General features: G+C 66.6%; 20 protein-coding genes and 1 other RNA gene. 12 read left to right on the top strand and 9 right to left on the bottom strand.

What is annotated here, in order from left to right; genetic code table 11:
• The 3 genes from NGM15_RS11670 (at position 1) to NGM15_RS11660 (ending at position 3,477) form a co-directional block, all read left to right on the top strand.
• Positions 1–1,698 (top strand): DUF255 domain-containing protein, encoded by a 1,698-nt coding sequence (locus NGM15_RS11670; protein ID WP_253431039.1) that lies wholly within the window; start codon positions 1–3, stop codon positions 1,696–1,698.
• 79 nt (positions 1,699–1,777) lie between these two features.
• Positions 1,778–2,581 (top strand): TrmB family transcriptional regulator, encoded by an 804-nt coding sequence (locus NGM15_RS11665; protein ID WP_253431036.1) that lies wholly within the window; start codon positions 1,778–1,780, stop codon positions 2,579–2,581.
• A gap of 83 nt (positions 2,582–2,664) precedes the next feature.
• Positions 2,665–3,477: an ABC transporter ATP-binding protein gene (locus tag NGM15_RS11660; protein WP_253431033.1), complete on the top strand. Its 813-nt coding sequence runs from the start codon at positions 2,665–2,667 to the stop codon at positions 3,475–3,477.
• Positions 3,478–3,512: 35 nt separating this feature from the next.
• On the opposite strand, the gene NGM15_RS11655 is transcribed toward NGM15_RS11660, so the two are convergent.
• Together NGM15_RS11655 and mptA are read right to left on the bottom strand one after the other, a co-directional pair.
• Positions 3,513–5,174 carry a hypothetical protein gene (locus NGM15_RS11655; RefSeq protein WP_253431030.1) on the bottom strand — a complete coding sequence of 554 codons (1,662 nt, stop codon included), beginning with the start codon at positions 5,172–5,174 and terminating at the stop codon, positions 3,513–3,515.
• A gap of 217 nt (positions 5,175–5,391) precedes the next feature.
• Positions 5,392–6,327, bottom strand: coding sequence for a GTP cyclohydrolase MptA (gene mptA, locus NGM15_RS11650; RefSeq protein ID WP_253431027.1), 936 nt, complete (start codon positions 6,325–6,327; stop codon positions 5,392–5,394).
• Between the two features lie 444 nt (positions 6,328–6,771).
• On the opposite strand from mptA, the gene NGM15_RS11645 reads away from it, so the two are divergent.
• Positions 6,772–8,235, top strand: a complete 1,464-nt coding sequence (locus NGM15_RS11645; protein ID WP_253431025.1) for an ATP-binding protein — start codon at positions 6,772–6,774, stop codon at positions 8,233–8,235.
• Between the two features lie 60 nt (positions 8,236–8,295).
• Here the strand turns inward: NGM15_RS11645 and NGM15_RS11640 are convergent, their stop codons facing one another.
• Entirely contained in the window at positions 8,296–9,729 is a 1,434-nt protein-coding gene (locus NGM15_RS11640; RefSeq protein WP_253431023.1) for an FAD-binding oxidoreductase, read from the bottom strand.
• A gap of 282 nt (positions 9,730–10,011) precedes the next feature.
• Here NGM15_RS11640 and NGM15_RS11635 point away from each other — a divergent pair, with 282 nt between their 5' ends.
• Positions 10,012–12,102, top strand: a complete 2,091-nt coding sequence (locus tag NGM15_RS11635; RefSeq protein ID WP_253431020.1) for a CocE/NonD family hydrolase — start codon at positions 10,012–10,014, stop codon at positions 12,100–12,102.
• 174 nt (positions 12,103–12,276) lie between these two features.
• Positions 12,277–13,101 carry an MBL fold metallo-hydrolase gene (locus tag NGM15_RS11630; protein ID WP_253431018.1) on the top strand — a complete coding sequence of 275 codons (825 nt, stop codon included), beginning with the start codon at positions 12,277–12,279 and terminating at the stop codon, positions 13,099–13,101.
• 60 nt (positions 13,102–13,161) lie between these two features.
• Here the strand turns inward: NGM15_RS11630 and NGM15_RS11625 are convergent, their stop codons facing one another.
• The 3 genes from NGM15_RS11625 to NGM15_RS11615 form a co-directional block, all read right to left on the bottom strand.
• Entirely contained in the window at positions 13,162–14,169 is a 1,008-nt protein-coding gene (locus NGM15_RS11625; protein WP_253431015.1) for a DUF5787 family protein, read from the bottom strand.
• Between the two features lie 25 nt (positions 14,170–14,194).
• On the bottom strand, positions 14,195–15,073 hold the full coding sequence (locus NGM15_RS11620) for a hypothetical protein (RefSeq protein ID WP_253431012.1): 879 nt from the start codon (positions 15,071–15,073) through the stop codon (positions 14,195–14,197).
• A 221-nt stretch (positions 15,074–15,294) separates the two neighbouring features.
• The gene (locus NGM15_RS11615) at positions 15,295–15,627 is read right to left on the bottom strand and encodes a BsuPI-related putative proteinase inhibitor (RefSeq protein WP_253431009.1); all 333 of its coding nucleotides are present in this window, start codon (positions 15,625–15,627) and stop codon (positions 15,295–15,297) included.
• 148 nt (positions 15,628–15,775) lie between these two features.
• Here NGM15_RS11615 and NGM15_RS11610 point away from each other — a divergent pair, with 148 nt between their 5' ends.
• The 3 genes from NGM15_RS11610 (at position 15,776) to NGM15_RS11600 (ending at position 17,391) form a co-directional block, all read left to right on the top strand.
• Complete coding sequence (locus tag NGM15_RS11610; protein ID WP_253431006.1) at positions 15,776–15,952, top strand: hypothetical protein; 177 nt, start codon at positions 15,776–15,778, stop codon at positions 15,950–15,952.
• Positions 15,953–16,058: 106 nt separating this feature from the next.
• Positions 16,059–16,880: a DUF2797 domain-containing protein gene (locus tag NGM15_RS11605; protein ID WP_425494480.1), complete on the top strand. Its 822-nt coding sequence runs from the start codon at positions 16,059–16,061 to the stop codon at positions 16,878–16,880.
• A gap of 91 nt (positions 16,881–16,971) precedes the next feature.
• The gene (locus NGM15_RS11600; protein ID WP_253431004.1) at positions 16,972–17,391 is read left to right on the top strand and encodes a hypothetical protein; all 420 of its coding nucleotides are present in this window, start codon (positions 16,972–16,974) and stop codon (positions 17,389–17,391) included.
• A gap of 188 nt (positions 17,392–17,579) precedes the next feature.
• Here the strand turns inward: NGM15_RS11600 and NGM15_RS11595 are convergent, their stop codons facing one another.
• Positions 17,580–18,416, bottom strand: a complete 837-nt coding sequence (locus NGM15_RS11595) for a phosphatase PAP2 family protein (RefSeq protein ID WP_253431002.1) — start codon at positions 18,414–18,416, stop codon at positions 17,580–17,582.
• The gene (locus NGM15_RS11590) at positions 18,416–20,266 is read right to left on the bottom strand and encodes an ABC transporter substrate-binding protein (protein WP_253431000.1); all 1,851 of its coding nucleotides are present in this window, start codon (positions 20,264–20,266) and stop codon (positions 18,416–18,418) included. The genes NGM15_RS11595 and NGM15_RS11590 overlap by 1 nt, the downstream gene beginning before the upstream one ends.
• A 201-nt stretch (positions 20,267–20,467) precedes the next feature.
• On the opposite strand from NGM15_RS11590, the gene NGM15_RS11585 reads away from it, so the two are divergent.
• The 3 genes from NGM15_RS11585 to NGM15_RS11575 all read left to right on the top strand — a co-directional run bounded on the left by NGM15_RS11585 (position 20,468) and on the right by NGM15_RS11575 (position 21,985).
• Positions 20,468–20,743 carry a ribonuclease P protein component 4 gene (locus tag NGM15_RS11585; RefSeq protein ID WP_253430999.1) on the top strand — a complete coding sequence of 92 codons (276 nt, stop codon included), beginning with the start codon at positions 20,468–20,470 and terminating at the stop codon, positions 20,741–20,743.
• 61 nt (positions 20,744–20,804) lie between these two features.
• A complete protein-coding gene (locus tag NGM15_RS11580) occupies positions 20,805–21,059 on the top strand; it encodes a YhbY family RNA-binding protein (RefSeq protein ID WP_253430997.1) in 255 nt (84 codons plus the stop codon).
• Positions 21,056–21,985: a mechanosensitive ion channel family protein gene (locus NGM15_RS11575; RefSeq protein WP_253430995.1), complete on the top strand. Its 930-nt coding sequence runs from the start codon at positions 21,056–21,058 to the stop codon at positions 21,983–21,985. The genes NGM15_RS11580 and NGM15_RS11575 overlap by 4 nt, the downstream gene beginning before the upstream one ends.
• Before the next feature lie 205 nt (positions 21,986–22,190).
• Here the strand turns inward: NGM15_RS11575 and ffs are convergent.
• Positions 22,191–22,500: signal recognition particle sRNA (gene ffs, locus NGM15_RS11570), an RNA gene on the bottom strand.
• Positions 22,501–22,602: the final 102 nt, after the last annotated feature.

Raw genomic sequence — 22,602 nt, 5'->3', positions numbered from 1 at the left:
ATGGAAACGGACGACGTCACGCGGGTCGAGTGGCGCGAATGGGGGACCGACGCCTTCGAAGAGGCAGCCGACCAGGACGTCCCAGTCTTGCTCTCGCTCACGGCGACCTGGTGTGACCACTGTCACGAGATGGACGCCGAGACCTACGCCGTCCCGACGCTCGCGGCCAACGTCAACGACGGGTTCGTCCCCGTCCGCGTCGACGTCGATCGCCACCCGCGGGTGCGCGACCGGTACAACATGGGCGGCTTTCCCTCGACGGTCTTTCTCGCCCCCGACGGCTCGATCCTGACGGGCGCCGGCTACCTCGGTCACGATGGCCTGCGACAGGTGCTCGAGCGCGTTCGATCGGTGTGGGAGACGAAGGGTGCGGAGGCGGGCTCGATTCCGCGACCGTTGCAGGACACCGAACCGCCGGCAGGGCAGCTCACGGCGGACGTCGAGCGCCAGATGCTGGGCCAGCTCACCGACCAGTATGACGAGGCCGCCGGCGGCTGGGGCGAGGAACCGAAGTTCCCGCTGCCCGACGCCCTCGAGTTCGCGCTCAAGCGCGACCGGGAGATGGCGCTGCGGTCGTTCGACGCCGTCTCGGCGAACCTGCTCGACGAGTACGAAGGGGGCTTTTACCGCTTCGCGACGGGCCAGGACTGGTCGGGCCTCCAGCACGAGAAGCTCCTGGACTCGAACGCGGCGCTCCTGCGGGCGTTCGCCAACGCCTACCTCTACACGGGCGAGGACAGCTACCGAAAGCCGGCCGAGCGCGCGCTCGAGTACCTGACGACGACGCTGTGGGTGCCTGGAGACGGTGAGGACGGCGACGGTCGGCCCCACGGCGGCGCCTTCGCCGGCAGCCAGGCCCCCGGCGATCCCGAATCCCACGTCCTGGAGGCGAGCGACCGCGAGGCGGTCGACCAGCCCCCCGTCGACGAAACCGTCTTCGCTGGAGCGAACGCGCTCGCGATCGACGCCCTGTGTACCTACCGGGCCTACACCGACGACGAGCGCGCCGGGCGGTACGCCGAACGTGCCCTCGAGACGCTTCGAGACGCGATGCTCGAGGACGGCATCGTCACCCACTATCGACCGGCCAGGGTCAACGGTGGATGGAACGTCGAGAGCGAGCGCGGACTGCTCGCCGATCAGGCCCGGGTTTTGCAGGCGCTGACGAGCGCTCGATCGATCCTCGGCGCCGACACCGTAGACGACGCGGCCGCCGTCGCGGACGCAACGATCGATCGGCTCCGGGTCGACGACTCGTTCGTCGACGGCCCTCGATCCGGCGCGGGATTGCTCGAGCGCCCCCTGCGGCCGCTCGACGCGAACGTCGAACTCGCGGACGCGCTGCTCGACCTCGGGGCGATCACGGGCGACGACCGGTACGAACGGGTGGCTCGCGAAACGCTCGAGGCTTTCGCCGGGGCGAGCGACCGCTTTTCGGTACAGGTCGCCCGCTACGCGAGCGTGGCGGCGCGCGTGCTCGAGGGGTCGCTCGTGATTCGGATCGGAGCGCCGGCCGGGTCGGACCTCCACCGGGCGGCCTGTCGCATCGCGGATCACGAGAAGGTCGTGGTCCCAGGCGTCCAGGACGCCTCTGACGTGCCTGACGGAGCGGCGGTTGCCGAACGCGACTCGCGGCGAACCGACCCCGCGACAACGCCCGCGGAGTTGAGCGATCGCGTCTCGAATCTCCTGGCGTAGGTTCTCGATCCTTCGCGGGAACTCACCGGGCGATCAAACTATCCAAGCGTTTATGGACGTCGCCTCTCGAGGACGTAGTATGGCCACACTCAGGGACCTCGGCCTCTCGGAGTACGAAGCACGGGCGTACCGGGCCCTGCTCAACACCGGTCCCACAACGGCGAAGGAGTTGTCGCGCGCGAGCGACGTGCCGATGGGACGGATCTACGACGTCCTCAACAGCATCGAACAGTACAATCTCGTGCGAAGCCAGACGGCCAGTCGACCCAAGAAGTACGTCGCCGTCGAACCGTCGACAGCTCTCGACCGCCTACTCGACGACAAGAAGCGCGAACTCGAGGAGAAGGCCGAGCAGTACGAGTCCATCGTCGACGACCTCGCGAACGAACTCGACGCGGCCGAACCCGTCGAGGAGCAGTTCTGGACGGCCGCCGTCGGTCCCGACGAGACGATCGACCTCCTGCTCGAGCGCCTGGCCGCGGCCGACCGGGACATCGTGATGGTCGCCGCCGACCCCTCCCCGCAAGTGGACATCCGAACGGTCGGCGACGAAGTACTGGCTCACCTCGAGGCAGCCCTCGACAGAGGTGTCTCGGTGAACGTCCTGATGAGTCGGAGCCTGGTCAACGCCCTCTCGCCGACCGTCGGGCGCCGGTACCAGGAGGCCCTCCAGGAGCGCGAGGATTTCGCGGTGCGGACGAACGAGGACGTCCGCGGGTCGTTCAACGTCATCGACGGCGTCGAGGTGGTGATCCAGGTACCGAACCCGCTCGGATCGGGTGAGGCGTTCGGGATGATCGACCTCAAGGATCCGGAGTTCGCCGCCGACGTCCACGAGAAGTTCCTCCCTCGGTGGGAGGAGGCGACGCCGCTCTCGTTCTGAGTCGGACGAGGGGAGCGTCAGCGCCACGCCCGAATCGGATAATATCAGCAACACTTTAGGATCGAACGCGCGAACCCCGGCGTATGTCCCCCACGTCGCCCGCCGACTCGTCGACCCCCGGCACCGGCCCCGCCGCCGCGATCGAGACTCGAGGCCTGACCAAACGCTACGGCGACGAGACCGCGGTCTCCGACCTCGACCTCGAGATCGCCCGTGGCACCGTCTACGGCTTCCTCGGTCCGAACGGAGCCGGCAAGACGACGACGATGCGGATGCTGACGACGCTCACCCGCCCCACATCCGGGACGGCCCGCGTCGCCGGTCACGACGTCACCGACCGGAACGCCGTCACCCCACACATCGGCTACCTGCCCGAAGAGCCGCCGATCTACGACGAACTCAGCGGCCGCGAGCAACTCGAGTACGTCGCTGGCCTCAGGGACCTCCCGAAAGCGGAGGCGAGCGAACGCATCGAGTCCCTGCTCGAGCGCTTCGACCTGCTCGAGGACGCCGACAAACGCATCGACGCCTACTCGAAGGGAATGCGCCAGAAAGTGGGCGTGATCCAGGCAGTTCTCCACGAACCCGCCGTCGCCTTCCTGGACGAACCGACCAGCGGCCTCGACCCGCGGGCGGCCCGGACGATGCGAGACACCATCGCGGACCTGGCCGATCAGGAGATGACCATCTTCCTTTCGACGCACATCCTCTCGGTGGTCGACGAACTCGCCGATACCATCGGTGTCCTCCACGAGGGAACCCTCGTCGCCGAGGGCGACCCCGAGACGCTGAAGTCACGGGCCGAAACCGGCGAGAGCGGCAGTCTCGAGGACGCCTTCCTCGAGATCACCGACGACAGCGAGGCGGCGGTTCGAGGTACTGAAAAACGAGTCTGAGTCTAGATCCGATCCTGGGCCTGGCCTGATCGCGATCAACGGACGTACCCGTCGAACGTGCGAACCGCGTAGCCCGCCGACAGCGCCGGCCCGGCGAGTCCCCCGAGAAGCGCGATCCAGGCGAGCGCGAGGACGGCGGCACTCGGGACGGTGAGTTCGACGACCGGCGCCACCGCGACCAGTGCCGTCGCGACTGCCGCGACCGCGTCAGCGGCGTCGGTGTAGATGATGCCGAACGCCCCAATGGGAATTGCGAGTGCGAGCGTGTAGGCGACGAACGCGGACTTACTCGGCATGACCGCCTCCCGGTTCGAGGAGATGGTGACACTGCCGAATCGGGGGAACAGCGAGCCGATGCCGACGGCCAGTGCGGGCGCGGCGAGAGCGCCGACCACCGTCGCAGGAACCAGCAGGGCGACCCGCTCGAGCGATAGCGGACTCACGAGGCCGACGCCGAGACTGACGACGACGGCGACGGGGACGGCGACGAGGGCGCTCGCGACGAGCCGGCCAGCGACCACCTGTCGACCCGAAACCGTCGAGGTGAGAACGGCCGGGAGCGCCGGTCCGAGGTCGCCCAGCGGGTTGAGCGAGACGAACGCGCCGGCGCCCCAGACGACGTACAGGCAGGTGAGCACGGCGACGGAGGACGGAATCGTTCCCGCTCGAGCGATCTCCTGGACGAAGAAGGCTGCCATGAACAGCGGGTAGGCGACGTACAATAGGCGAATGGGCGCGCGCTTCGTCCGGCGAAGCGCCGTCACGGCGACGGTTCGAACCGGCTGGCTCAGTCCTGGCTCGAGCAAGGTTGCGAGCCGGCTCTCGCCGGCGTGCTCCGCGACGGGTTCGTCTTCGTCCTCGCGGAACGGATCGGATCGCCAGTGGACGGCAGCGAGACGGGTGCCGACGACGATGGCGAGCACGGCGAGCGCTCCCGAACCGACGACGCCGGCGACGGCGTGTGGCATCGAGAACGTGACATTCGGGAGTCCCGCCAGCAGGAGGTGGCCAGGCCAGCCGAGGGGTGTCCCGTCCAGGAGGTCGAACAGGACGCCGGTGACCTGGTCGAACCAGCCGAGGGCGATCGACCCGAAGTAGGCCGCCCCGACGAGGACGAAAATTGCGGTGCGGTAGCGCGCGATCGGTTCGTAGACGGTGATGAGGTGGCGGATTCCGACGCCGAGGGCGAACCCGACCGGGAACGCGGACAGGAACAGCACGGCGACCGTCGCCGGGGCGACGAGGATGGGCCAGATCGTGCCCGTTCCGTAGGCGAACGCGCCCGACAGTAGCAGCGAAATCGGGAGTAACCAGGTTCCGAAGGCGAGTAGCTCCGAACCGACGAGGCCGACGACGAGCGTTCGAATCGGGGTCGCCGTCAGGACGAGTGCGGGCTCGTCCAGGTTGGCCACCGTCGAAACGACGCGGATCGTCGCGAACGCGACCAGTCCGACCCACGCCAGCGCGACGCCGCCGGTGACGATGTCCGCAATGGTGAACCCGGCGATCGGTTCGACCGGCCCCGCGGCCAGCATTTCGCCTGCGACCGGCAACAGGAGGAGGCCGACGGCCATCATCGGGCCGAGGGCGACCAGGATGATTCCGACGCTCAGGAGGAGCTTCGTTCGATCGCCGACGACCGTTCGAACCGTTCGCCGGTACTCCGTCGTGGCGATTGTAACGGGAACGAATCCCATCAGATCGTCACCTCGAGCGCACAGGGACCCACCTCGTTCGGGTGGGGTTCCGGACCGACCGACTGGGCTGCGCCGAGGGGATGAGGCCCGGGATCGAGCGACCGAGACCTCGCCTCGAGCGAGAGTGACCTCCGGAGTGGGTTACGAATCAGGGGGCGGCACATAGGTCCCCGTGTGCGGGCCGCCCGCGTAAATCGTTCGGTCCGCTGTCACCTCGCTACTGACCGTCGCCGTTCGCTTCCGCTCGCAGGGTCGCGAAGTCGACGACGCGCTCGGCGTGTGCGTTGTGCTGGTGGATCGACTCGTCGTTCGACTGGGACATGCGGACGACCGCGCCGTCCGGCAGGTGGCCGAACTGCTCGAGGACGCCCTCGGCCATCGCGCGGACGCAGTCCTCGACGAACTTCGCGTCGCTGTGGGCCTCGTAGGTCATGTGGTCCTCGTCGGGGCGCTTCGCGAGATTGTAGATGTGCGCGCTCATCGAATCTCGGGCGACGTCGATGACGTCGTTCAGGTCCACGTCCGGGGCACCCTCGGATTCGATCGTGAGCGTCGCGTGCCCGCGCTGGGAGTGGCCAGGCTGGGGCACCTCGTCTAAGAACTCCGTGATCTTTGCCTCGGGCACATCGAGGTCCTCGAGTTTCTGCTTCGCCCGCGCGACGGACATGCCCTGGGAGCACGGGCAGACGGTCATGCCGACGACGCGGGCGCCGACCTCCTCGCGGGTTCCCTCCTCGGTGGCCGTCGCGGAGGCGATGACGTCGACGGTGTGCTGGGTCTCGCGGTCGCTCGCCGGCGTCTGTTCGCGGCGCATGAACTCGGCTTCCATCGAGACCTCCGCACGAGAGGTGTAGTCGTGTTTCTCGAGCAGGCGCTCGGCAGCGTCGCCGCAGACGTCCTCGACGCGGTAGGCCTCCTCGCGGGTGGCCTCCTCGAGGGTCTCGTCGATGACCTCCATGTTGCGACTCATGTCCGCGCCCTTGCGCCAGGCGGGGAGATCGACGAAGACCTCGAACTCCGCCGTGAACACGAGCGGGCGTTTGTCCTCGCGGGCGATCTTGACGAGTTTCTCGACGCCGGTGACGCCGACCTGGCTCAGTCCGACGGTGACGTCGGGCGCGCTCGCCTGGACGTCGGGCAACTGGTGACTCATTGGTCGCACTCGGGCCAGAACGCGATTAGGCCTTTCGGAAGGGGCTCGCTGATCGGTTGCGGACGTCGATTGCGGACTCGTGGGCGGGGACTCGAGATAATCACGACCCCTCGCTTTCGGGTGAGCGACGTCTCCGGTCGTTCCTTTAAGTACTTCTGGTCACAAGGTAGAGCTATGAAGGGCATTCTGGCGTCGTTCCACCTCGCGAGCCATTGCGCTGGACCTGCCCGTGTGCCTCGGTAACACTCCTTTCTCCTTTAAGTACTTCTGGTCACAAGGTAGAGCTATGAAGGGCATTTTGACGTCGTCACGTCCCTCGAACGACGGCACTCGCGGACTCTCTGACCGTCGACGACGGGAACGAGCCGTTTGGTCCTCGATGACAGCCGTCGGGTCGAGGCCGTGACGACGGGATTAAGGGCGTGTGGTGACTAGGTTCCGCGAATGAGTACTCCGGCGCTCGAGGTCGTCGAGTTCCTGCTCACGGCGAGCATCTACTCGAACGACCGTTCTCTCGACGAAAACGACCTCCCGCCGGCGATCCGCCGGGTCTTCTGGACGGGCGCCGCTGGTGGGACCGACGACGACACCGACGACGCGTCCGATACAGGCGACGCCGCGAGCACTGGCGCGGGTTCCGGCCGCGGACGACGCCATCGCGGCGGCATCTCTCGCCCGCTGTCGGCGACCAACACGACCATCCGGGAGGCCACCGGCGTCGACCGCCCGTGGAACGCCGTCAGCGACCTCATGTTCACCGAGCGCGACGACTTCTCGGGGTCGATCTCGCTCACCGAAGACGACCTCGCGGAACGGTGGTACCTCGAGCGAACCGACGCCGACCGCATCCAGGCGAACCCGACGCTCGCGAAGCACTTCGAGGGGCGCGAGGGGCTCGATGGCGACGTGGACTACGAAGCTGCCCGCGAGCAGAACCGACCGATCCAGGCCGACCGGGTGTGGATCGACGGCCTCCTCCAGGAGTACTTCGAGGACGAAGAGGACGAGGAGATGCTCGACCTCGTGGAAGTGCGCGCCCCCGAGGAGGTCGACGTCACTCTCGACGACCTGGTGTTGACGTCGGACCAGGAGTCCGAAATCGAGAAGATCGCCAAGGCGATCGAACACCGCGACTACCTCGCCCAGATCGGCCTGCGCGAGATCGGTAAACTGCTGTTCGTCGGCCCGCCGGGCACCGGGAAGACGTCGACGGCCCGCGCGCTGGCTCACGACATGGACCTGCCGTTCGTCGAGGTCAAACTCTCGATGATCACCAGCCAGTACCTCGGCGAGACGGCCAAGAACGTCGACAAGACGTTCGAGGTGGCAAAGCGACTCTCACCCTGTATCCTGTTCATCGACGAGTTCGATTTCGTCGCCAAGACCCGCCGCAGCGACGAACACGCTGCGCTCAAGCGGGCGGTCAACACCCTGCTCAAGAGTATCGACAACGTTTCGCTCATCCAGGACGACGTCCTCCTGATCGGGGCGACGAACCACCCCGACCAGCTCGACGCCGCGGCGTGGCGGCGCTTCGACGAAATCGTCAACTTCCCCAAACCCGACACGGGGATGCGCTCGGACATCCTGCGGGTCATCACCCGCGCGATGGACATCGACGAGTTCGACCCCGACGCCGTCGCCGACGCGACCGAGGGGATGACCGGGAGTGATCTCCGGATGGTCATGCGGGAGGCTGTCCTCGAGGCCCTGACCGAGAACCGGACGACGCTTACACAGAAGGACCTCCTCGAGGCCGTCCAGGACTTCGAGGAGCGAGACAACCTGAAGAACATGGATATGATCGACGGCGATCACGAGGCGCTGGTCGCCGGCGGAGATCTAGGGGCGGCGAGCGACGGGGGGCACTCGCACGATCACGATCACGGTCACGACCACAACCACTGAACGGTTCGAACGACCCACCGACTGGGAGTCGACCATCTCATCTACCCGTCGGTCTTTCGATCAACGGGCCCGGGTACCGGTTGGACGGATATTCCGATTCGATCGGAATACGTTGTCCGGGTCGTACGTCGTTTTGGCCTCGACGAGGCGATCGAAGTTCTCGTCGTACGTCGCCCGAACTCGTTCCTCGTCGTCGTCTGCGGTCTGGAAGTTGACGTAGTTCCCGCCGGTCGAGAACGGCTGGAACCGCTCCCACGCGTCGCGGATCCATCGCTGGTACTCCGCCGACAGGGGCTCGTCCGGCTCCCACATGCCGGCGGCACCGTACACGAAGCGAATGTCACGGTTGCCGACGGCCCCGTCGTCGTCGTCGCGCTCGTTGAGCGCCCCGGCGACGTGAGCGAAGACCAACTGCGCTCCCGGGATGGGGCACTCGTCGGCTAGCTCTCGCATCGTCGAGAGAAACTCGTCGCTCAACTCGGCGGCAAACTCGGTCTTCCAGTAGTACTCGTTGCCTTTCGGCTGGGTCGCGTCCAGATACGACTGCAGTTGCGTGTATGGCTGCTCTTGAAGGAGATCGACGACGGGATTTTCTAGCGCTCGGATCGGGGCGAGGGCCTCGTCCACCTCGTCTACGTCACCGCTGTAGCAGACGGTCATGGCGCAGATACGCTTGCCGTGCCAGTCCTCGGGAACGAACGGTGCTGGCGGAGCCCGACGGATGATCAGGAACGCCGTCAGGACTCTGGGCGCTTCGGCCGTAATCTCCCGGTACGCCTTGAGTATCTCGCCAGCTCGTTCGAAGGGCCAGGCGATGAGTCCGCCGTAGACGGTCGGCCCCACCTCGTGCAGCTGGAACGTAAACGAGGTGACGATACCAAAGTTGTGGCCGGCACCGCGGATGGCCCAGAAGAGATCCGCGTTCACCTCGCGGCTGGCGCGTCGGACCCGGCCGTCGGCGGTGACGATTTCGACTTCGAGCAGATTGTCCACTGTCCATCCGAATCGGCGGGTCAGGTACCCGAAGCCGCCGCCGAGGGTTAGACCGGCCAGTCCAGTTTCGGAGACGAAGCCCAACGGCGTCGCGAGCCCGTGAAGCTGTGTTTCGTGGTCTACGTCGCCGATGAGACAACCAGCCTGGGCCGTTGCAGTCCGCGCTTCGGGGTCGACGATGACCCCCCGGAGACGGGACATGTCGATTGTCAGGCCGCCGTCGACCAGTGCCGTGCCAGCGATGTTGTGCCCACCTCCCTTCACCGAGAGCGAGAGGTCGTGCTCGCGGGCGAACTCGACCGCGGTCACGACGTCAGCCGTCCCAGTCGGTTGGACGACGATCGCCGGCGTCTTCTCGATCATGCCGTTCCAGAGACTCGTCGCTTCCTCGAACTCCGGATCCGCCGGGGAGAGCAACGGGCCGCGTAAACGCCGGTGAAACGTCTCGATCGTCTCCTCGGGGAATGTGGTCGTCACCCCCTCGCGGGTGGTGATGGTCATGTGGGTCATAGCGTCTCCGGTGATACGATCCCGAGGGGTAGGTAGCTAGCTAGTGACTTTCTGTCACCCACTGCCGTTCGTGCAAACGATGCAAGACGGTCATTAGTTACAAATAACGGAGATCTCCCCTTCCTGATCGACTCTCGCCCGCTTCAGTCGTCGTCGCGGTTGGTGTAGCCATTTCTGGCGTTAGCAGGCCGGTCGATTTTGCGATCCAAACCTCACGAACGTTTTGACGGGATTGTCAACACCCTCTTTAGGGCGACTGTTGTGCTCGAGCGTATGTCACGGCAGCCAGTCGATCGGCGATCGGTTCTGAAAGCGTCCGGCGTCCTCGCCGGGGCGAGCGTGCTCGGTCTGCTCGGGTCCGCGTCCGTCGCGGCGACGGACGGGATCGAAACCACCAGCGGGGAGACCGAACCACGCTACGACCTCGGCGACCCCGAGTCCCACTCCATCGAGGTCGAGTTCACCTTCGAAAATCGCGACGGCGAAGGGGTGACGGAGTCGCCATCGCTGTACGGCGAGGTTATCCGTCCCGTCGACGCAAGCGGTGAGCCCGTTTCCGACGTTCCGGTGATCCTCACCTACTCGCCGTACAACGACCTGTATCAGGCGCTCAACGGTGGCGAGAGTCCCGCGAGAGACGCCATTGCCGACTTCTTCGTGCCGCGTGGCTACGCTCGCGCCCAGTTCGACCTCATCGGGACGCGCAACTCCGGGGGCTACTACGACTACGGCGGCATCCGCGAGCGCCTCAGCGGGCGGGAACTGATCGATGCGCTCGGCGAGGCGGACTGGACCAACGGGAACATTGGAATGATCGGGGGCTCTTACGACGGGACGACCCAGCTGGCGGCCGCTATCGAGGCTCCCGAACACCTGCAAGCAATCGTCCCGCAGGTCGCCATCGACCGCTGGTACGACTACCGGTTCCACGGCGCCTGTCCGTGGGACACCTACGGGACGCCGACGCTGTTCGACTTCGGCTTCGGGCTCATCCCGCCGGCAGCGGTCGAGTATCCCGAGGAACTGCTCGACTCGCTCACGACTCGCGTCGAGCCCAGCAACCGGCTCGAGCACGAGATCCGATCCTACGAGTACGATCCCAATTACGACGAGTTCTGGATCGAGCGCGACTACCGCCGACGCGCCGCGGACGTCGAGTGTCCCGTGATGATGGAAGCCGGCTGGGAGGACCGCAACGTCAAGCGCTGGGGATCGACCCGGTTCTACGAGGCGCTCCCCGACGACCACCCGAAACGGCTCGTCGTCGGCGACTGGGGTCACGCCGCCGGGCAGTACCCCGATAGTCCGGCGCTGTATCACGCCTGGTTCGACCACTGGCTGGTCGACGGCGTCGAGACCGACGTGATGGACCTCCCGCCGGTCGACGTCCAGTCGGCGTCCTCACCGCGGACGCAGTTCGACGTCTGGCCGCCGGCTGCCGCCGAGAAGACGGCGTTCCCGCTCGTCCGCGACGACCCCGCAGCGGGCGAACTCGAGTTGCTGGGGACCGGCGTCTCGAGTTTCGAGGACGCCTCGCCGCCCGTGGACGAAGACGGGATGTTCGCCGAGCGATCCTCTGGACCCGACCACCTCATGTTCGAGAGCCCGCGCCTCGAGGAGTCGGTGCGAGTCGCCGGGCACGTCACGGCGGACCTCCTGGTCGCCTCGAGCGACGACACCTGGTTCACGACTGTCGTCTACGAGCGCCGACCCGACGACAGCACCCGGATCTTCGCCCGAGGCTTCTGGAACTCGCGGTTCCGCGACGGAATCGACGACGAGTCCCCGACGCCGACGGACGGCGCCTACCGCGTCCCGGTCGCGTGCTGGGACATCGACTGGACGCTCGAGGCCGGGTCGCGACTCGGCGTCGCCGTCGCCTCGGACAACGCCGACTGGGTCAGACACGACCCCGACAACGAGTCGACGAACCAGGTCGTCCTCTCGGAGTCGTGTCTTCGGTTCGACGGCATCGCCGAGGGCCTCGACGCGCCGACGTTCCCCACCGCGACCCTCTCGCGTGAGCAAGATTCGTCGGCCTACACCGCCGGCCAGACGGCCAGGATCGACCTCACCGTCGACTCGACGACGGAGGCGACCCTGGTTCGCGACCGCCTCCCCGATGGCTGGACGGTGGTAGGCGGCGACGACCACTCGGTCACCGAGGTCGAGGGGTCGACCTACGTCGAGTTCGACGACCCGCTCGAGGCAGGCGACTCGGTGCGTTACTACGCGGAGGTTCCCACAGAGACGGGCGAGCACGAGTTCGGGCCACTCGAGTACAGCGCGAGTGGCGACCTCTGGGCGAGCGCGGACGGGACCGCGGCGTCGGTCACCGTGATTGGTCTCGACACGTCCCTCTAAGCTGCCTCGAGATTGCGCGAGACCTTCGCGTCGGATGCGCTCGTTATCTTTGGGCCGGAGGCTGAACGGCGAATTCCTGAACGCGAGCGGGTAACACCCTTATCCCCCACGGTCGTATCTCCTGCCAATGACGTCCCCTTCCTCGAGCGACCGGCTCCGGAGGTGGCCCTGACCGTGGAGGTCACGTTGCTCGGTACCGGAGACACCACCGGGACGCCCACCGTCGGCTGTGACTGCGAGACCTGCCGGCTGGCCGAAGAACGTGACGTCGAGCGCACCCGATTCTCGGTCCACATCGAAAACGAGCGAACGGGCGAGTGCCTCCTGATCGACGCCAGCCCCGACTTTCGCTATCAGTTCCTCCGTGACGAGGTCTCCCTTCCCGACGCGGCGATCATCACGCACATTCACTTCGATCACCTCGACGGTCTGGGCAACGTCTTCCGCTTGCTCCGTCACCTGGACGTCTACGCGGCTGACGAGACCGACCCCGAGACCGGGAAGACCGTCGCCGAGACCGTGGACGCGGACTACCACTACCTCGACGCGGTGACGGTCCACCCGCGGACGCCGCTCGAGCCCTTTTCGACCTGCGGACTCGAGGTCACGCTGGTTCCGGTCGTCCACCCGCCGCTGGTCTGTTACGGGCTGGCGGTCGAGGACCCGGAGACAGGCGCGAAGCTGTCGATCACAGGCGACACCAGCTACGCGATTCCGGACGACTCGCGGGCCGTTCTCGCCGACCCCAACCTCCTGCTCGCGGAGGCCATCGTTCCGGCGCACCTCGCCGAGAAACACCCAATCGGTGGCCGCCACGAAGGGCCCGACGGGATTCCGCGGACGTTCGGCACGAAGCACATGACGCGCGAGGGAGCGCTCGCGCTGGCCGACGAACTCGCGGCCGAGCGCACGCGGCTGGTGCACCTCGCACACTTCTACCCGGCGGAGGAGGCCTTCGAGGAGCCGTTGGCGGTGGACGGGGAGCGATACTCGCTGTAGACCTCTTTACCTCCCTCTCCTCGAGCGTTCGTGTCCGCTCAGTTATCGCCCGCTCAGTGATCAGGAGAACCGATCCAGTCCCGACTGTCGGCGCCGCTTTCCGGCCGGATCGGCCACCCACGGCGTCCGTTCGTCGCGCTCGGCCTCGAGGTCTACCCGAATTTCTGTCTCCTGGACCGGCTCGTAGCCCGGACACGCCGTCCCGCACTCCGAACTCGCGTCCACGACGCGGCCGGCCCACCGGCAGTGCGGCAGGGTCGCGTCGTCCCGCTCGAGCGGCCCGCAGGCCGCACACGCGGGAAACTCGTAGGTTCGCCACCCCTTCCCGTACGCTCGCTCGGCAAGTCGGCGCCTGGCTCGAGCCTTCCGTTCCGGCGAAACCACCGCGACGTCGGTCCGTCCAGGATGGTACTCGAGGGGTTCGATACCGGCCGCTGCGGTCGGTAATGGAGCGGGGTCGCGTATTATTTCAATTTCTATAGTATTGTCTACCGGGCCCGTCGGCGCTGCCGTCTCATCGCGGTGTATCCGCCAGACGCCCACCTCCTCGGGGATTCGGTTGAGGTGCGCTCGCGTCACGTAACTCTCCGTCGCCAGCACCGCCTCGTCGACCAGCGCGAGGCTCGCGTCGAGGCGCAACTGGGCTTCGAGGTCGCCTGGTCGACCCAGATCCGGCTTGTTCTCGATTCCCACCAACTTCCCGTACCAGTCGGGATAGCGAGCCACCTGCCGGACGTACTCCCGCCCGTTGCGACGCTCGGACTCGAAAAACCCAATCTCGACGGCGCGCTCGACCGCCCGGCGGGCCCGTTCGGGGTGGCAGTCGAAGCAGTCCTTCCAGTAGCGCGCCCGGCCCGTGCCCACGTCGGCCTCGAGGGCTGCGTCGGGGATCGAATCGGCGGTGATGGCCGTGCGCCGGTCGAACTCGGGGCCCGGCTCGACGGAGACGACGTCCAGGATGCGGGAACCGGGGCTGGCAACGCTCCCGCCGAGCTGGCGGGCGAGAATTCCCTCTCGACGCGCCTCCAGGGCCGCACACAGCTCGAGTTCGAACGCAAACTCGCTCACTGTCTGGGCTGGGGGCGGAACGGGCTTAAGCCTGTGGCGGCTCGGTTCCGGGAGTCGCACTCGAGTCGAGTTCGATGTCCGGGTCAGCGGAGGCAGTGCGAGCCCCGTACTCCGCGAGCGCGACGAACGCGGCGGCCCAGGCGATCACGGCGAGTGACCCTGCGGTCCCGAGACTCGAGCCCTGCTCGGCGCCCGGGAACGCCAACGAACCGACGGCGAAGAACACGGCAAGGGTGGCGCTCCCGTAGACGAGTGCACGCCAGCCGGCGGGCCGGAGGGCTCCCAGCAACGCGAACAGGCCGATCGACGCCGCCGCGAACGACAGGAACTCGTAGTGGCCGAAGACGACGTGTTCGTTGGTCAACGTCGTGTGATTCGCGAACTCGCCGACGGCGACGGCAGCGAAGCCGAGGGCGCCGACGGCCGCGAGGGCGAACAGCCGTGCGTCGAGGCCCCGTCGCTCGAGCGACGGGATCAGGTCGCGACGGGCCGGGTGCAACAGGGCGATGACGAACACCGGTACGACGAAAGCCACGATCTCGGCGGCGGCCGCTAGCCCGGATGCGGCGACGGTGATGAGGAACGCCGCGATCACGAACGCGAGCGCTGCCTGGAGCGCCCCGACGCGCTCGGCCGGCCGGAACAGTTGCACTGCAATAGTCGCGGCGAACACCGTCAACGTGGCGCCGATCATCACGTGGTGGACGCGGTGGCCCGGAAACGCGTACCCTGCCGTCCACGCCCGGCCGACCATGAGCATCGAATCGCGGAGCGCGAACAGGAGAAACGCGAGAAAGGCCGCCGTAACGAGGTAGAACGCGGGCTTGCGCAGCCGTCGTGTGCCGTGGCCGATCGACCCCACTAGTCGGGTGCCGGCGTGCACCGTAGACGACGCGAAGCTCATCGCTCCACCTCGCCGTAACGGAACACTGCCTGTACTTTTCGCTCGAGTGGTAGTATCGATATCATCTCCATCGAGAGGAGTACGCTCGCAGCGAGCATAACTATATTCAATAATCATTAAGAACTTCTCGGACGGTGACGATGGCGGTACGTACGACTCGTTGGCGGCAAATCGTCGACGTGCCCGCCAGCAAAATCCGTCCGCTTGCGGTCAGAACCGGCTCAGACCGTGAACTCGGCTCGAGCCGTACAGTCGTGATTCGCCGCGTTCAACTCGCCGACGGCCGTGTACTGTCCGGGTTCGAGCTGGTCGCCGGTCGCCTCGAACGTGGTGGCCTCGCCGGCGTCGAGGTCGGCCTGGGAGAGCACCTGCGTGAACATACGGGTGTTCGTGAGTCGCCAGCGCTCCGCGCCGTCGTCTTCGACCGCGAAGTCGGCCTTGCAGCCGTTTCGAAACTGGAGCGTGACGTCGTCCGAACCGGTGTTTTCGACCGTCAGTTCGAACGTCGGAACGCCGTCCGTCACGGTCACGTCGAGCGTGCCCTCGAGTGTCATGACCAGTGATTCCGCCCCTGGGTCTATATTCCTTGTGCTATCGACGAAATATAGTCGTCCGTTCCGGCCTGGCTGTTGTGGCACGGCTGTTGGCTTCTGACGAACACGGCGGGGTAACACCTTCCTCTTCGCTGGCCGATAGACGGGTATGGCCACCGACTGCACCTACTGCGGCAGCGACGTGGAGTGTCACGACCCCGTCTTCGTGAGCGAGGCGACGGACGACGGCCGCGAACGGGCGGGCCAGTTCTGCAACTACGCGTGTCTCGCGGCGTACATCGACGAGCAGGCGTTGACCGTCGGCGCCGCGTGCGAGTGGCCCTGACGGGGGCGAGCGTCACGGCTTTCTATCGCGGGTCCGAAGGACGACCGTGCAAGTCGTCGGGTACAGACCTCGCCGCCCGGTGTCGGCGGACGGGGCGGACGTCGAGATATCGGATGCCACCTCGAGTGCGGACGCCGAAACGACCGATCCGACGCCGCTGAGTGACGCCGTCTTGCTGCTCAGTGACCCCGAAGCGACCGCGAGGGACGACCGAACCGTCGCCCCGCTCACTCTCGAACCGGGCACCGTCCTGGAGTACGCCCTCGGAACCCGCCACTGCGCCGGGTCCCTCGAGGGCGACGTCCACCACCCCTGTGACCGCCCGGAGGCGCCCTACTGCGAGTACCACACGAGCACCTGGGTCTGCGCTCGGTGTACCGGTACCTGCCTGAAAGACGAGATGGACTGCTACGAGGAGCACGCGGTCTACCTCGCGGCGTTCGCGCCGGGGACGTTCAAGGTCGGCGTCACCCGATCGTGGCGCCTGGAGACCCGGCTTCGCGAGCAGGGGGCTGACCGCGCTGCCCACGTCCATACCGTCTCGAACGGCCGCATCGCCCGCGAACTCGAGGCCGAAATCGCCCGCGAGCAGGGGCTGGTCGACCGCGTGCGAACCGACGCGAAGATCGAGACGCTGGCCAGCGTGGTCGACGACGACGCCTGGAACGCGCTGCTCGACCGCGACGCGTTCGACGTCATCGACCGGTTCGACTTCGCATACGGTATGGACCTCGATCATCGACCCGTCCAGGAGACCATCGCTGCGGGGACTGTCGTCGGGACGAAGGGGCGACTGCTCGTCCTGGAGCGCGGTGGGACGACGTACGTCGTCGACATGCGGGATCTGGTGGGGTACGAACTCGAGGCCGCCGATACCGAGGGGCGGCGGCTTCAGTCGTCGCTCGGCTCGTTCGCTACTCGGCGGTGAGTGCATCAGTCGAGGCCGTGCTCGACCGGGGTTCCGGTGCCCAAACTCCCGAGATAACAATCCTTTTCCGCCGTGCTCGAGAATGACGGGTATGGCAGACGATCACGATAACGACGCCGGTGCGGGGGAGGAGACCGACGTCGACGTCGACGTCGATAACAGCGGAGACGGCGACAGCGACGGCGAGGAAAAATCCTTCCGCGAGCGCGTCGAAGAGATCCGCGAAAAACGTGAGGCGGAAGCCGAGGAGGGCGAGGGGCCACCGGAGAGTCCGTTCGGCGGTGGCGGTGGCGGCGGACCCGGCGGCATGGGCGGCAACCCACTCGCCCAGATGATGGGCGGCATGATGGGCGGCGGCCCCGGTGGGCCGGGACCAGGCGGCCCCGGTGGTCGCGGAGGCGACGAGGTCGGCAACGAGGAACTCGTTCGCGAGGTTCGACAGGTCCGCGACGAACTGCGCGATCAGACCCGCGCGCTCAACCGTATCGCCGACGCGCTCGAGGACGACTGAGGCCGCTTTCGACGGTACTTTTGCGATTTTCGGTTCGAGAGCGACAGCCGCGGCTTCGGTGGCGAGATGTCGTCCAGGATTCTCTTGATGCGCTCCCTGACCCCGTTCCTCTGGTCCCGTCCCTCTGGAGTCGTTCCTCTGACCCGTTCCCCTGAAGTCGTTCCTCTGGCCCGTTCCCCTGAAGTCGCTCAGGGGCTCCGATTCCACAACCCACGACGTTCGAGTCCGTCGTAAACCGACCAGCGGCCCACGAGGTGCGTCGAGAGCTCGACGGCGAGCCAGGCGAGGCCGATGCCCGCGACCACGTCGATGGCCCAGTGGATGCCCAGGTACATCGTCGAGAGGGAGACGCTGACGGCCAGCCAGGCGGCGAGCCAGAACCAGCCGCGGTAGACCTCGCGAGTTCGGTAGGCGAGCAGGGCGACCGTCGTCGAGAGCGAGGCGTGGAGCGACGGGAAGACGTTGGTGTTGCGGTTAACCTGGCGGGTGAGGTGCTGGTACTGCGGGTACGTGTCGTACAGCAGCGCCTGGATGAGTTCGGGCATCATGTTCCGGGGACCGAAGGCGATGACGAACACGTAGCAGACGAGCCCGAGGGTGTAGTTGAGGGTGTACGCCGCGAGCAGTTCCCGGAGCGGGCGCGTGTTCGGGAGCAGGAAGTAGGCGATCACCGGAAACACGAGGACGAAGACGTAGCCGTAGATGTAGATGAACGAGAAGTACGCCGTCACCTCGGGGGTCGCCTGGGCCTGCAGCCAGACGATGAAGTCGCCCTCGATGTCGTAGATCATCCCGGTGAGTTCCCAGCCGATCATCCAGGACACCTCGGGGGCGAGGTCCCTGGCGACGCTGTTGAACAACAACACGGACACGAGGACGAGCACGATCGGGAGGATCCCCGCCACCCGCCGGCGCCAGTCCCGAGCGGTTTCGACCAGTCGCTGCCGACCCGCGAACGCCGCTGTCGAGACGACGATCATGGCAGCGACGACGACGACCACCTGCGTGAGCGTCTGGAGGAACATTACTGTCTCACCACCAGGGCGTCGCCGTCGTAGTGGTACCCCGCGTCCTCGAACGCCGCTCGAGCGGCGTCGACGTCGAGATTTCCGTCGGAGCCGTGGAAGGGGACGACGGGGTCTCCGTTCTCGTCGTCGAACGCCAGCGACGACGGCGTCCACGCCGGGGACAGCGGCGTCGCGATCGGGTCGGCGTGGCCGTGAAACACCGTCTCGGCGAGCCACGCCTCGTCGATCACGCCGGCGACCGCCCGACGGAAGTACGGGTCGCCGAACGGCGCACGCCGGACGTTGAACCCGAGGTGGTAGAACGCCGCCGTCTCCGACTCGATCCGCTCGACGTCGTCGTCGGATTCGACGTCGTCCAGGACGTACGCCTCGAGCGGCGAAATCGTCACGTCGGAGTCGCCGTCACGAATAAGCGAGATGGCGGAGGTGCTCCGCGGGTCGATCTGGACCCGGAACGATTCGGCGGTCGGCGCCGGCAGGTCCACCTCTTCGCGGGTCGTGAAGTGACCGGCGGAGCGCTCGAGCGTGAGGTGTTGGCGATCCACGTGGTCGGCGTACTGGTAGGGGCCGCTGCCGATAGGCGGGAAGTTGTTCGCGACGAGCGCCTTGGTCGTTCCCTGTGCGAGGCGAACGCCGGGAACGTTCGGCGGGTCGGATCGCGACTCCCAGACGTGTCGCGGGAGGATGGGTGCGACGAGCGCTCGTTCGGCGATGGCTTCGGTGCCGTCGACGGTAAACTCGAGCGTTCGTTCGTCGAGCACGTCGACCGACTGGACGGCCGAGATCCGGCCCCGGTACCGCGGGGACGGGGCCGGAACGTCGCTCGTCCCCATCGAGGTGTCCGCGAGGAATTCGTAGGTGAACCGGACATCGTCGGCCGTCACCGGTTCGCCGTCGTGAAAGGCGTGCTCGCGGAGGGTGACTTCGAGGGTGCCGTCGTCGTTGTCGTTGCCGTCGTCGCTATCGCCGCCATCGCCGGTATTGCCGTCGCCGTCATCGCCGTCATCGCTGCCGTCGCCCCCATCGTTACCGTTACTGTCACCGTCACCACCGCCCTCACCACCCGTCCAGGTCCAGTCCTTGGCGAGCCACGCCACGACCTCGTCATCGTCCGGCGGTTCGATGACGAGTGGATCGTACATGAGGTCGACGACTGGGTCCGGTCCCCGGTAGGCCGCCGAGAGGGGATTGACGTTCTGTGACGGGGCAGCGTCCATGATCGCACCGCGTAGCTGTCCGCCTTCGCCGACTGGCTCGAGCCCGAGGTAGCCAAGTCGCGTCGTGATGTCCTCGGCGCGCCAGCCGTCGAATCGGCTGGTGCGGACCAGCCGAACCTCGTCGGGTCGACAGATGGGGACGAACGGCTGTTCGCGGGCGACCAGCGTCGCCAGTTGCTCGACTACCTCGCGTCGGTCCGCACCCGCGACCCGGCGCTGGCGCTCGAGCAGGTCGTCGACCGCCATGTTCGTGACGCCGAACGGGTTCTGCCAGCCCGATTCCTCGGCGTACCGGGAGTAGAGCGCTTCGTACAGGAAATCGGGATCCGTGCCGCCGGGGTGGCGATCGACCACCAGGTCGAAATCGTGGTTGACCAGGACCTGTCGGCGAAGTTCCTGGGGCGACCGGAGCTCGACGTGGACGTCGATCCCGACGGCCTCGAGGTTTGCGGCGATCTCCCGGCTGAGTCGAATCGATTGCCGGTCGCCGTCGGCCGGTTGGGTCGTGATCGTCACCGAGAGCGGTTCGAGTCGATCCCGGTTGACGGCGCTTCGAAGCTCGCGGACGCAGCCACTCAGCGACAGCGAGCAGCCGGCAGCGGTCGCGGCGAGCAGGGAGCGTCGGTCCATCGCGGTCGCGTCTCCGCCGTCGGCGGTCGCTGTCCCACTGGGAATCACGGTCTGTTCTCACAAGTAGTTCACCGGGAGCCGTATAACAGTATTGCGGCATCGACACGTCGGTGCGTCGTCTGACACACTCGAGGTCGCCGTCCCGTCCGAGGCCGCTGGATTTCGGTACCTAGTTACAGGCGACGACCGAACGAACCGACGATGAGCGTCGCTGCCGAGCGAATCGAGCGCCTCCACGCCCTCGCTCGAGCGGCCGCCGCCGACGGCGACGACGAGCGTGCGAGCGCCTACGTCAGGCTCGCTCGTCGAATCGCCGAACGAAATCGGCTCGAACTCCCACGACGATTCAAGCGCTTCACCTGCGACGCCTGCGACGCCTACCTCCGCCCGGGGAAGAACGCCCGCGTTCGCCTGCGCGACGGCCACGTCGTCGTCACCTGCGATTGCGGGAGTCAGGCGCGCTATCCGTACGAGTGACGGTCGCTCGGCCGTTTCGCGTTTCGCGACATTGAAAGTGCCCGCGCACATAGGGCGGTCCATGAACGATCACGAGCAGGAACTCAAGCGTCGCGCACACGACCTCGACGTCACCGTCTGGGTCGGAAAGAGCGGCGTCGACGCGGTAGTCGACGAACTCAACGATCAGCTCGCGAACGAGAACCTCGTCAAGGTCAAGTTCCTTCGGGCAGCACGAGCAGGCAGTTCCACGGAGGAGAAGGCCGCCGACCTCGCCGAGCGGGTCAACGGCCGGTTGATCGACACGCGAGGGCACACGGCAGTAATCCATCGATGAGTGGGGGCGGGGTCGGAACGGGAACGGTGCTACAGGGTGGCCTCGGCCCGATCGGTCAGCAACTCGACCGACTCTCCTGGGTCGACGAGACGCTCGCGGCGACCCTCGAGAGTGGCCTGGTCTTCCTGGTGACGCTGCTCCTCGTCTGGTTCGTCGGGCGGGCACTCGTCGTTCCGCTCGTCGGGCGGGCGATGGATCGTCGCGGCCTCGATCGGCACGCCCAGACGCCGTTGCTGGTGGTTACCCGGTTCGGGATCCTCTTTCTCGGTGTCGCCATCGCGTTCGGCGCCGCCGACTACGGCAACTTCCTCGTGTCGATGGCCGGGATCGCTGCCGCGGGCGCGCTCGCGATCGGCCTCGCGCTCCAGAACGTCATCTCGAACTTCGTTGCCGGGATCTTCATCTACACCGACAAACCGTTCCGTATCGGGGACTGGATCGAGTGGGACGACGGCACCTATTCGGGCATCGTCGAGGACATCAGCCTGCGGGTCACCCGCGTTCGAACCTTCGACAACGAACTGCTGACGGTGCCCAACAGCGTCCTCACTGAAGGCGTCCTGAAAAATCCCGTCGAGGCGGACAGGCTCCGCCTGAAGTTCCTCTTCGGGATCGGCTACGACGACGACATTCAGGAGGCGACGGACATCATCGTCGAGGAAGCCGAGAAACATCCCGACATCATGGACGAGCCCGGCCCATCGGTGCGACTCACCGAACTCGGGGACTCCGACGTCGGCCTCCAGTCGCGGTTCTGGATCGCGAACCCCTCTCGCGCCGACTTCGTCCGCACCCGCGCGGAGTACGTCACGAGCGTCAAGGAGCGATTCGACGAGGTGGGCATCGACATTCCCTACCCCGTTCGGACGCTCGATGGCGGGTTGCACGTCGGTAATCCGGCGACGCTCGAGGCAGCCGACGACTGACCCGAAGCGAACGCAGTGAACGATCGGGCGACGACTGACTCGAAGCGAACGCAGTGAACGATCGGGCGACGACTAACTCGAAGCGAACGCAGTGAGTGAAGGTGAAGGAGGAGTGCTTGTGGTCGAGCTTTTGCCGAGTAACAGCGAGACGCAGAGCGATCACTCTGCGTCTCGCTTCGACGCAGCGCAAAAGATCGGTTATGAGTGTTGGACCCCGTGGTTGCCCGGCGTTCCGGCCGGGGGAATCCCGGTTGCCTCCTCCACCCCGCAACCCGTCGAGCGACAGGTGTCCGGCGGTCCACTGCTCGCTTCCGCGCCTGATGGGCTGTCGCCGGCTAACGACGATGAGTCGTCCCTGCGGACGGTCATAGTCGACCGCTGTCCCCGACGGACGAGGCTTCCACGTTGGCTCCCGGGGCCCCGGCCGGTCTGACCGGACGCCCGCGGGCTTCGGTCCCCACTGAAGGCCATACCGTGGGTTGTGAGCAGGGCCTAACTGCCCGACCTAGTCCACATCTGGATAGTCGACCGTGACTTAAGGCCCTTTCGTCTCTCGTTCTCACTTTCGCACGTGCTCTCACCCTCACTCCCGTTCTCGCTCGTGGTCGTGAACTCCC

This window comes from Natronosalvus halobius (genome assembly GCF_024138145.1).
Taxonomy (GTDB): Archaea; Halobacteriota; Halobacteria; order Halobacteriales; family Natrialbaceae; genus Natronosalvus; species Natronosalvus halobius.
The sequence above is the reverse complement of the archived record's forward strand: the minus strand, read 5'-3'. Positions and strand labels throughout refer to the sequence as shown.